Source organism: Lactobacillus sp. CA30L (assembly GCF_059900845.1).
Genome location: NZ_JBWXGB010000030.1, coordinates 1 through 439, shown reverse-complemented (window position 1 = coordinate 439; position 439 = coordinate 1). Strand labels below are relative to the sequence as shown.

The following is a 439-nucleotide window of genomic DNA, read 5'->3' as shown; positions in this document are numbered from 1 at the left end:
AAATGGGGCGGTGCTCAAATTTCCGAAAAGCATGCGGGATTTATTGTTAACATCGATCATGCAACCGCAACAGATTATGTGGAATTAATTGCACATATCCAAGAAGTGATTAAAGAAAAATTTGATGTTGAATTGCAAACGGAAGTTCGAATTATTGGTGAAGAAGTCTAAAAAAATAAGCTAGGGAGGTAAGTCAAATTGGCTTACCTCCCTAGCTTTAAATCCTAAGCTAAAGGTCGTAAATTTTACTCGTCTTCTAAATTTTCCAATTCTACAACTTTAAAGTTTTTCCGCTCTAAATGTTCTACAATGGCTGTACACGTTTCGGCAGTTGTGCCGGCTGGTAAAGTAATAAGTGTGCGACGAACAAATTCTTCACTATCGACATCCAATGTAATACAGCTGGCGATGCTGCTATATTTGGCAATGATTTTTGAAA

The 439-nt window shown here is 37.1% G+C and carries 2 pseudogenes; one reads left to right on the top strand and one right to left on the bottom strand.

The features are described 5' to 3' along the window. A pseudogene (gene murB, locus AC2JF8_RS09315) lies at positions 1-171 on the top strand (UDP-N-acetylmuramate dehydrogenase); the annotation flags it as partial. 74 nt (positions 172-245) lie between these two features. On the opposite strand, the pseudogene AC2JF8_RS09310 reads toward murB, so the two are convergent. Further along, positions 246-439: pseudogene (locus AC2JF8_RS09310) on the bottom strand (cyclic di-AMP binding protein CbpA); the annotation flags it as partial.